Consider the following 11,394-nt stretch of genomic DNA (forward strand, 5'->3'; position numbering starts at 1 on the left):
AAGGAGCTATGCTAAAGGGAGATATTGGTGCCCTCGCCGGTGGAGCGGGCCGCCTTAAAATCAGAGGGGCTCATGTCGAAGTGGTTCTTGAAGGCCGTGGAGAAATAGGCTGGCGAAGAGAAGCCAACCTCATAGGCAATTTCGGAGATGTTGCGGTCGGAGTGCAGCAGCAGGTGCCGGGCCCGTTTCAGACGCATTTTGTTCACGTAATCATTTAGGGAGTAGCCTAACAGCGCTTTCATTTTTCGGTACACCTGCACTTTAGACATGCCCAGGCTGGCGGCAATGCTGCTGGCGTTCAGGTCAGGGTTCGAGAGGTTCTTCTCCACCACGACCATCACCTCGTTCATAAATTTTTTGTCGAGCTGCTTTGGCGGCGAGGCAGTTTTGGTTTCCACAGAAATCTCGCTGCTGTAGTGCTCCTTTAACAGCGCCCGGTTCTTCAGCAGGCCTTTTACGCGCTCAAGCAGGTAGATGTAGCTAAATGGCTTTGTAACGTACAGGTCTGCCCCGGACTGGATGCCTTCCATCTTGTAGGCTATCGTATCTTTGGCTGTCAGCAGCACGACAGGGATATGGGAGGTTCTGAGATCGTTTTTCAAGGCGGAGGTTATCTCCAGGCCATTCTGCTTCGGAAGCATCACATCGCAGATCACCAGGTCAGGCACTTTCTCAAAAGCCTGCTGCAAGCCTGTGGTACCGTTTGCTGCCTCCACCACATTAAAGTCTTTGGCCAGTCGGATTCTGAGAAACTCCCGCAGCTCTTTGTTATCCTCGATCAACAGAACGGTATATTCCTGCAGCTTCGCCTCCTCGCCTGCCGGGGCAGTGTCGCTGTTGCCGAGCTGCTGGTCAGCATCCATAACACCGGGTATGAGCTTTATAGCGTTTTTGCCGGCGTCTGTCAGCAGTTCGTCTTCTGTTAAATGGGCCCTTCCCAGCGGCAGCCGCACCATAAATCTGGCACCTTTCCACTCCTCGCTCACCACCGATATGTCGCCGTGATGCAGTTTCACGAACTCTTTAGACAAGGCCAGGCCAAGGCCTGTGCCCAGGTTACTGCTGCCTTCGCCGGTGTGGAACCTGTCGAAGGCGTGCGCTGCGTGCAGCGGCGACATTCCTTTTCCATTATCTTCTACCGCGATACTGACGTTTTCGTAATCTTCGGAAATCTGCAGGCTCACCGAAATACAGCCACCATCGCTTGTAAACTTAAAAGCATTGGAGAGCAGGTTAAACAGGATCTTGTCGAGCTTGTCGGCATCAAAATAAACAGCAAGCTCTTTCAGCGGGGTTTTGACTTTAAACGTGATGTTGCGCTTCAGGGCCAGTCTTTCGAAAGAGGCGGTAATGTCTTTCACAAATGCGATGAGGTCGCCTTCGGCAGCCTGCAGCTTCATTTTCTTGCTGTCCACTTTGCTGAAGTCCATGAGCTGGTTCACCAGCCGGAGCAGCCGGATGGCATTTTTTTTCACCAGTTGCAGATCCCTTTTCAGGTCAGCGGAAATGGGGCTCTGCAGGGCATCCTCCACAGGCCCCAGGATCAGGGTGAGCGGAGTTCGGAACTCATGCGAGACATTGGTGAAGAACTTCAGCTTTGCCTCGGTGGCCTTGTCTGCTTTCCGGGCCATGCGCGCTACCTCGTTCCGCTGCTGCATTACTTCGTTGTTCTTGGCCAGCAGTTCCTTGTTCGCCTCCTGTTTTGCGCGTAGCGACAATAGCGCCAGGGCCCCCATCACGATGCTTACCACCAGGCTGGCCAACAGTATATAAGAGAAAGTACGCTGGTTGTTGAACAGCTGAATCTGCTCGTACAGCCGCTGTTGCTGCCGCTCAATATTCTTCTCCTGCGCCAGGATCTTATCTGACTGCTGTTTCATGATGTGCACGTTGCGCTCATCTATAACAGTGGTGTTCAGGATATTGTCTTTCCTGAAAGGCCTGTTGTGCAGGATATCGTGGGCCAGCTGTATAATTTCCTCCCCTCCGGTCGGGTACAGAAAAGTGGCCTCCAGGATACCATCCTGCACCAGTTGCAGGCCGCCATTCGGGCCTCCCAATCCATCGAAACCAATAAATTTAAGTTGCTGCTGTGCCTGCTTGTCCGGCAGGCTCTCGAAGGCTCCCAGCGCCATTACATCGTTATGAGCGTAAATCAGGTCTACGTCTGCATGCTGGTTGTATACTGCCGGGAAACGTGCCTTTGCCACTTCCTTCTCCCAGTCTCCGCTAACCTCGGCTACGATCTCTATGTCCGGAAAGGCGGCAATGGCATCTACAAAACTGTTGTGGCGCTCTATGGCCGGAGAGGAACCCCGAAGGCCCCAGACTTCTATAATCCTGCCTTTGCCGTTGAGCAGCTTGGCCACGTACTCGCCGGCCAGCTTTCCGATCTGGTAATTGTTGGCTCCCACGTAGGCCGTGTACATCGAAGAACTGGTTTTTCTGTCGACCACGATTACCGGAATGCCCTTGCTGAAGGCCTCCTCTACCACCGGTGTAATGGGCTCCGCCTCGTTCGGGGAAACGATGAGCAGGTCTACCTCTTGCTCCATGAACTCGCGGATGTGGCCTACCTGAGCAGTGCTACTGTTTTTAGCGTCTTTTATCTGCAGACGAAGCTCCGGATAGAAAGAGGCCTCCCGCTCCATCTCCTCATGCATGGCTTTCCGCCAGGCATCGCCCTCGGTGCACTGCGAGAAACCAACGACAAACTTCTTCTCCTCCCCGACCGGGCTACAGCCGATTATTGCTGACAATAAAAACAGCAGCAAGACAGTATTTTGGAGACTAAGAGAATAAGGCATTTAAAGTTGGCAAGCGGTTAGTTTCAAAAAATCACTTCGAATATACAACAAATTATTTGGCATTTAAAACAATCGTTCGTTATTTTAAACGTTTAAGCAAACTCCTGACAAACAAAATTTCAAAAATAGTTTTTTTAGCTTATCCTGTAATTAACCGTGCCATAACTCAGAAAAAGCAGGGCGACGCCGGATATTACACCCGGTGTATACATGTTGCCGGGATAAAGCAAATGTCATCTTTGAGCTCAACAGCTGCCTATCCTTAAGACTGTATTTAAATTTCGGGCAGTTCAGAACCTATAAGCCTGCCCCCTGACCAGGAGGCGAAGGCAGTATTCCTTTAAAATATACCGCTATACAGGGGCCCGGCCCGGAGCGTTGCCAGCACTTGGTGGTTTTTCGATGAGACGAAGTATATTTGTTTGTAGCAGCCATGAGCGCTCAGCGCAGTTCTTTGCAACAACAAAGCCAGTAGGCATAGCGAAAGCTCCGGCTAAAAGAGCCGGAGCCGAATACAAGAGCAGCCCAAAACTTGTATATTAACAGTAAATTATTTAAATGATAAACGGCTTCCGGAGCCTCCATATAAAGCAGTCCTATTTAACCACGCCCATTATGTTTTTGAGACCAAAGGTTCTTTCTTTCTTCATTTTTTTGCTTACCCATGTTTCGGTAGCGCAGGTTAGGGTAACCACCGAGCTAAGCAACAACTGGAAATTTCGCAAAGGAGAGAGCACAACAGCACACCAGCCGGATTTTAATGACCGGAAATGGGAAACAGTAACGGTGCCGCACGATTGGGCCATATACGGACCTTTCGATAAGGAAATTGACAAGCAGGTAGTTGCCATTGAGCAAAACGGCGAGAAGGTGGCGACCGAAAAAACCGGCAGAACCGGCTCCCTACCCTATATTGGCGAAGGCTGGTACCGAAACACATTTACACTGCCACATTATAAGCCGGGGCAAAAGGTGTTGCTGGTGTTCGAAGGTGCCATGAGCGAACCGAACGTGTTTTTGAACGGCGAAAAGGTGGGCGAGTGGAACTATGGCTATAGTTACTTTTACTTCGATATCAGCAAACAGATAGCTGCCGGAAAAGAAAACACGCTGGCTGTTCAGTTATCCAACCAGGGCTTGTCGTCTCGTTGGTATCCGGGTGCCGGGCTGTATCGGAAGGTGCAGCTTGTGGTCAAAAACCAGGAAAGTATCGACCAATGGGGCACGTACATCACAACGCCGTTTATTTCAGCCGAAGTTGCCAAAGTAAACATAAAAACCAGCGTATCCGGTGCCAATACGCGCCTGGTGACGCATATCCTGAACGCAGCCGGCGACACAGTTGCCTCTGACAAAACCCAGTCACTTTTCGGGAACAAATTCGAGCAGAACATCGCCGTAAATAACCCAAAGCTGTGGAGCCCCGAAACACCTTACCTGTACACAGCCGTCACGCAGTTGTTTGTAGCTAACACATTAAAAGATGAAACCTCTACCCGCTTCGGTATTCGCGAAATAAGCTATAAGGCAGAAGTTGGCTTCAGCCTGAATGGTAAAGTCCGCAAGTTTAAAGGAGTATGCCTGCACCACGACCTGGGCCCGCTTGGAGCAGCCGTAAACAAGGCCGCTTTGCGCAGGCAGTTACAGATTCTGAAAGACATGGGCTGCGATGCCGTCCGGAGTTCACACAACATGCCTTCTATAGAGCAACTGGAGCTGTGCGACGAGATGGGCTTTATGTTTTTAGCCGAAACCTTTGATGAGTGGGCAAAGCCGAAAGTAAAAAACGGATACAACCGCTTTTTTGAAACGGATGCCGAAAAAGATATTATAAACCTGGTGCATGCCACCCGCAACCACCCGAGCATCGTGATGTGGAGTTCCGGCAACGAGGTGCCGGACCAGCATGGCTCTGAGGGCGCAAAACGAGCCAGGTGGTTACAGGAGATTTTCCATCGCGAGGACCCGACCCGCCCCGTAACTGTAGGCATGGACCAGGTAAAAGCGACCATGCAATCGGGGTTTGGTGCCGTGCTGGATATTCCGGGGCTGAACTACAGAACGCATCTGTATGAAGATGCTTATAAAGCATTTCCACAGGGGCTCATACTTGGTTCCGAAACTGGCTCTACGGTAAGCTCAAGAGGCGTGTACAAGTTTCCGGTGGAGAAGGGAATAGGAAAGACCTACGACGACCATCAAACCTCGTCTTACGACCTGGAGTACTGCAGCTGGTCGAACCTGCCGGAAGATGATTTTATACTGCAGGACACCAGGCCCTGGGTAATCGGGCAATTTGTATGGACGGGCTTCGACTACCTGGGTGAGCCTACACCCTACGATAATTTCTGGCCATCGCGCAGTTCCTATTTTGGTATTAACGACCTCGCCGGCTTGCCGAAAGACAGGTACTACTTATACCGCAGCCAGTGGAACACCACGGACGAAACCCTGCATGTTCTCCCGCACTGGAACTGGAAAGGAAGGGAAGGGCAAACAACGCCGGTTTTTGTTTATACCAATTACGATAAAGCGGAGCTCTTTATTAACGGGAAGAGTATGGGCATCCAGCGTAAAAACGATTCGAGCCTGCTGCACCGCTACCGCCTGATGTGGATGGATGTAAAATACGAGCCAGGTACTGTAAAAGTGGTAGCTTACGACAAAGATGGGAAGCCGGCAGCCGAAAAAACAATGGTTACGGCAGGCGAGCCTTACAAAATAATACTGGAACCAGACCGTAGCCAGATCGCCGCCGATGGAAAAGACATTTCGTTTGTGACCGTATCTGTTGTAGATAAAAACGGCAATCCCTGCCCTACTGCCACCAACCAGTTAAAATTCAGGGTGAGTGGCAATGGCAGCTACCGCGCGGCCTGCAACGGAGATGCGTCCTCTCTGGAGCAGTTCCACCTGCCTGCCATGAAGTTATTTAGCGGAAAACTGGTCGTACTCGTTCAATCTTCCGAGACACCGGGTGCCATAAAACTATCTGTTCAAGGCAAAAAACTAAAGAGCGCCGAAGTTCAACTAAAGTCCGAATAGGGATATCAGTAATTCTTTGCCACTACATCTGCAGTGCAACCATGTTGATATACTTATTTGCATAGACATGAGCATTTGCCTTTTTTTAATGTCAGCAGCAGAGAGCGAGGAACAGGCAAAGCATCGCCGGCAGAGGGCTCCGGAGGTCATTTTTGATTAGAATAATTCGATCGTCCGGCATATGGCTTCTTCTAAAACGGAGGCCGACTTCACTTGCCTGCCTGTACTAAGCCAACATTCTTGTTTTTGATTTTTTGCGTGCCGCCTACCTGGTAAGGTGGCAACGCTGCGCAGAGAGTTTACGCAGATTTCGCTTTACATTGAAACAGCTCAGAATCCCTGGATCTCGATGGGGAGGTTATCTTCAACCGTAATCGTGACGGCCACATCAAGTGGAGTACTCCAATCCACATGCAGGTAAAAAGTCACTGCGCCGGGGTCGCCCCTGAATTCATTTCGCCGGGGAAAGATGTTGGAAACCCATACGGAAGCCAGGCCGAGGTGATAGAAAAAATTCTGGCCTGGTGAACCTGGTCGAATCATCGAGCTACCTACTCCTACCTCTGCCGCGGTGATATGCACGACGGAGCGAGAGGAAATAAGGGGCCAGGTAAAGTGGCAAGGCACACGTCCGTTGACGCGCCTGATCAACCAGCGAATAGATGTAGCCATAACATTTCCACTTAAAATTATAAATAAAACAGCTATAGTTTAAGACGCTATTTATAATAGGAAAGTTGCCTTCAGCACCAAAGGAAAACCATCATCCCTTCCACCTCAGAGGCTTCCACTTTTATAACCAGAGCGTATGCAGGCTGCACATACCGAAACAAAGCCGCTTAGGCCAGCGCAGCGAGCCGCTTGTTAACATGTGTTCACCAGAAGAGATAAACAAAAGATCTGCAGTAGCAGCAGCAGAAAATATCTCCCGAGGGGTCTTTTCATTAGAATAATTCCCAGGACCATTCTATTCTCTCCCACTCCACCACAAAACCACCCACTTGTACGGACAAGTCACAACCTGTCCCATCGTTCCTGGAAAGCATGCCCAAAAACCACCCCAAACAAGTTCTCCGACCCTATTCCCCCTCAAAATCCAACCCACACAAAACCAGCCACCTAAAAACCTGCCTGTTCCAGCTTATCAAATTCATCTAAAAATATCTATATTTAAACCTGTAACACAACACAAATTTCACTACCTTACTCCTCTGTTTAAACACCCAGTACATTTCCATGGCCAAAAAGAATACCCCCACCGCCGCCAAGCCCAAGGCGGACATAGATTTTGAAAACGAACTCTGGAATGCCGCCAACGAACTGCGTGGCGCCGTAGCCGAAAACCAGTACAAAGATTACGTGCTCTCGCTGCTGTTTGTGAAGCACCTCTCCGAGCACTTCGAGGTGCGGAAGCAGGAGCTGCAGCTCTCCTTCCTGGACCCCGAAAGCGACTACTATAACATAGAACAGCACCAGCAGACCGAGGTGCTCGAAGACGAGCTGGAGTACCAGGTAAAGAACGTGTACCGCCTGCCCCGCGAGGCCACCTGGGAGTACCTGCGCGAAAACGCCGAGCAGGACGACATAAAGGTGAAAGTGGACCAGGCCTTTGTGCTGCTCGACGAGCTGCTGGCCAAACGCAACCCCGACTACAAAGGCGTGCTGGAGCCGATCTTCGTGCGCAGCCAGCTCTCCCCTACGCAGGTAGCAGGGCTCATTAACCTGTTCTCCAAAGAGAAGTTCTCCGAGATCAACAACCCTGAATCCGACATCTACGGCCGCGTGTATGAGTACTACATCGGCAAGTTTGCCATGGCCGAAGGCTCTGGTGCGGGGCAATTTTTTACCCCCGGCTCGGTGGTGCGTTTGCTCGTGGAAATGCTGGAGCCGCTCAAAGGCCGCATCATGGACCTGGCCTGTGGCTCGGGTGGTATGTTTGTGCAGAGCCTCAAATTTCTGCAGGCGCACGGCGGCGACAAAAACGACATTTCCATTTACGGGCAGGAGCGCTACGAAGGCACACTGCGCCTCTGCAAAATGAACCTGCTGCTGCGCAACCTCTCCTTCGACGTAAAGCTGGGCGACTCGCTGCTGCAGGACCGCTTTGCTGACCTGAAGGCTGATTACGCCCTCATGAACCCGCCGTTCAACATCAGCAACTGGCACCCCGAGCTACTGCCCGACAACGACCCGCGCCTCTTCGGGGCCAAAGACACCTTTACCACCCCCGGCAACGCCAATTATATGTGGTTCCAGACGTTGTGGCACCACCTCTCGGAGCGCGGCACGGCGGGCGTGGTGATGGCCAACGGCGCCATGACCACCGGAAGCGCCGGCGAAAAGAACGTGCGCGAGCATATGATACAGCAGGGCATGGTAGACTGCATTGTGCAGATGCCCGACAAGCTGTTCCTGACTACCGGCATACCGGCCTGTATCTTTATTTTGAGCAAGAACCGCGACGGCCGCGACGGCGAACACCGCGAGCGCAAAAACGAGATCCTGTTTATAGATGCCCGCAAACTGGGCCACATGGTGAACCGCCGCCTGCGCGTGTTCGAAGATGCCGACGTGGCCCGCATTGCCGACACCTACCACCACTGGCGCAACATCGGCGGCAGCTACTCCGACACCGAAGGCTTCTGCAAGGCCGCTACCTTAGCCGAGGTGGCCGCCAACAATTACGTGCTCTCGCCGGGCCGCTACGTAGGCTCCGAAGCCGAGGAAGACGACGGCGTTCCGTTTGAAGAGAAGATGAAGGGGCTGACCACCGAACTGGCTGCTCAGTTTGAGGAAAGCGCCCTGCTGGAGAAGCGGATTCGGGAGAATTTAAAAAGTCTGAATTTGGATTTACCTGATTAGGGGATTTTCGGATTTTATTTTACTCATAATCCTTAAATCCGTTAATCTGACGAATCCCAATTCAGACAATAAATTCTGACAAATGGAAAAGATTGAAGATGACCTGACTTATAAAATTATCGGTTGTGCCATGAAAGTTCATGCCACACTTGGCAATGGCTTTCAGGAAGTTATTTACCAAAGAGCCTTGGCGATTGAGATGGAAAAGGCCCAACTGGGTTTTGCCAGGGAGCTGGAAATGCCTATTTTTTATGACAGCATAGAAATAGGTAGCAGAAGGGTAGATTTTCTGGTTGAAAGCAGAGTGCTGGTAGAGCTAAAAGCGCTGGTAAAGTTGGAAGACGTACATCTTGCCCAAGGCCTGAACTACCTGGTTGCCTATAAGCTGGACAAAGGACTACTACTGAATTTCGGGGCAAAAAGCCTGGAAGTGAAAAGACTGCGCCACCCGCTGAATAAAATTGTCTGAATTTGGATGCGTGGGATTAGTAGATTATTGGATTCAATCTTACTCCTAATCCAACAATCCTTAAATCTGACGAATCCTAATTCAGACAGTATGGACTACCATTAAGTAAAGACTATAAAAATATACAAACATGAACATGGAGATGTTTAACCCGCCCCACCCCGGCGAGATACTGCGTGAGTACATTAACGGTATTGGCAAAACAGTAACAGAAGTTGCCCGTGGCCTCGATACCAGCCGCAAGCACCTGTCGCTGATCCTGAACGGCCATACAGGCATCAGCGCCGAAATGGCCCTGAAGCTCTCAGTGGCTTTTGACACGACACCCGATTTCTGGCTAAACTTTCAGAAGAACTACGACCTGTGGCAGGTACGGCAAAAAGTAGATACTTCTAAAATCACGCATTTCCTGAACTCGGCAGCATAGGCTCTTAAGCCGAGGAAGACGACGGCGTTCCGTTTGAAGAGAAGATGAAGCTGCTGACTACGGAATTGGCCGCTCAGTTTAAGGAAAGCGCCCTGCTGGAGAAGCGGATTCGGGAGAATCTGGAGGGGATTGGGTTTGGGCTGTAAATTAAAATGTGAATTGTTTCGATTGATTTGAATTAGATAGTGAAGTTGATGAGATATGTAGGCAGAAATATTAATTACTGAATACTTCCAAAGTTATGATTACACAAATTAGAGAGCTTAAAAAAGTAGGTATATTCAAAAACCACATAGCACCAACTTCCCTACCTGAGTACAAGAAATATAACTTGATCTATGGGTGGAATGGCTCTGGAAAGTCAACTTTGTCAAGGATATTTTCATGTATAGGTCAACAATCATTAATGGATCACTTCCCAGATTCAAAAGCCAAGATTACACTCTCTGATGGGATGGAGTTAAATGAGACTAATATCCATCTAAGTGATTTGAATATCAAAGTATTCAATCAAGCTTTTATTGACAAGAATATTGATTGGAAAGGGAAGCTCAACTCAATTTTATATGTCTCTGAAGAAAAAATTGAGACAAAGAATGAGCTAGATGAGACAAAGAAAAAATGTAAAGAAAAGAAAGCAAAGCACGATGAAATCTCTTTAAAGATAGATCAAAAGAAGGATGAAAAGGAAAAATTTTTAAAGAGTTCTGCAAAAAGTATAAAAACCATCTTTCAGGCTATAGAGACAACTGATCAAAGATTTTTAAGCTATAACAAAGCACATTTTGAGAAACTGATAGGCTCAGAATATGAAGTTCTGTCATCAAAGGAAGTATTCCTTGATAAGGAAGAATTCAACAGGATTAAAAACGCGATAAAGCCGCAACAAAAGTCAGAAATAAATACTATTACTGTTGAAGTTAACACACAAATATACATTGGTGCTGAAGCAAGTATAAAAGAGATTATTGAAGCAAGTGTAGTATCAAAGGCAATCAATCGTCTATTAGAATTTCCTAAGTTAAATGAATGGGTTTCACAAGGTTTAGAGTTACACAAAACTCTAGATTCAGAAACTTGTGAATACTGTGGAAGTACAATCTCAGATGAGCGTTTACAGCAGCTAGAAGAGCATTTTAATAAAGATTACGAAAGCCTTATTACCAGAATTCACAAAGCAACTAGCTGGATAGATTCTCAAGAATTACCTGTTACTTCTCTACCAAATTCTGATGAGTTTTATGAAGAGTTTCTAGCTAGTTATAATGAGAAACACGATAAACTCATAGAGTATCATAGGAAGTATAAAAAGGTATTAGAGCAATGGAAATCTATATTAACCAAAAAGTTACAGAATCCATTTAGGAAGATTGAAGAATCAGTTTCTTCTGTTGAAGATTTACTGTCCAACATCATGAACACGGTCAATGGAATAAACAAGGTTATAGGCGCTCACAATTTAAAGACCCAAAACTTCGAAAAACACTTATCTGTAAACAAGAAAAGATTAGAACGACACCTTGTCGCTGAGCAGATGAAAACCTTTAATTTTAGCAAATTCAAAGTTGAGTCTGACTCCCTTTCTAAAGATTTCAAAGAAGCTAGTCAAAAATTAACAGAACTAAAAATTAAGGAGAGCTCACTTGAAAAAGAGTTACTTAATGAAGCCATTGCTGTTGAAGAATTTAATGAAAATATACATAAATTCTTAGGAAGAAATGACCTAAGCCTGTATTTTGATACTAAGCATAAAGGGTACAAAATTGTAAGAGGTTCTAATACTG

Annotated in this window: 6 protein-coding genes; 5 read left to right on the forward strand and 1 reads right to left on the reverse strand. The window is 48.2% G+C overall.

Translation table 11 applies throughout. The features are described from left to right. Positions 1-11 precede the first annotated feature (11 nt). Positions 12-2,759, reverse strand: a complete 2,748-nt coding sequence (locus tag FJM74_RS20060) for a hybrid sensor histidine kinase/response regulator transcription factor (RefSeq protein ID WP_241739268.1) — start codon at positions 2,757-2,759, stop codon at positions 12-14. Between the two features lie 663 nt (positions 2,760-3,422). On the opposite strand from FJM74_RS20060, the gene FJM74_RS20065 reads away from it, so the two are divergent. The 5 genes from FJM74_RS20065 to FJM74_RS20085 form a co-directional block, all read left to right on the forward strand. Next, complete coding sequence (locus tag FJM74_RS20065; RefSeq protein ID WP_187264425.1) at positions 3,423-5,852, forward strand: DUF4982 domain-containing protein; 2,430 nt, start codon at positions 3,423-3,425, stop codon at positions 5,850-5,852. A gap of 1,236 nt (positions 5,853-7,088) precedes the next feature. Next, positions 7,089-8,714 carry a type I restriction-modification system subunit M gene (locus tag FJM74_RS20070; protein WP_187264426.1) on the forward strand — a complete coding sequence of 542 codons (1,626 nt, stop codon included), beginning with the start codon at positions 7,089-7,091 and terminating at the stop codon, positions 8,712-8,714. 82 nt (positions 8,715-8,796) lie between these two features. Continuing rightward, positions 8,797-9,183, forward strand: coding sequence for a GxxExxY protein (locus FJM74_RS20075; RefSeq protein ID WP_187264427.1), 387 nt, complete (start codon positions 8,797-8,799; stop codon positions 9,181-9,183). A gap of 130 nt (positions 9,184-9,313) precedes the next feature. Further along, positions 9,314-9,610 (forward strand): HigA family addiction module antitoxin, encoded by a 297-nt coding sequence (locus FJM74_RS20080; protein ID WP_241739269.1) that lies wholly within the window; start codon positions 9,314-9,316, stop codon positions 9,608-9,610. Between the two features lie 241 nt (positions 9,611-9,851). Next, positions 9,852-11,394, forward strand: a 1,543-nt coding sequence (locus FJM74_RS20085; RefSeq protein ID WP_187264428.1) for an AAA family ATPase, incomplete at its 3' end; no start/stop codon positions are given.

Origin of the sequence: Pontibacter beigongshangensis (assembly GCF_014332515.1) — a bacterium.
Lineage (GTDB): Bacteria > Bacteroidota > Bacteroidia > Cytophagales > Hymenobacteraceae > Pontibacter > Pontibacter beigongshangensis.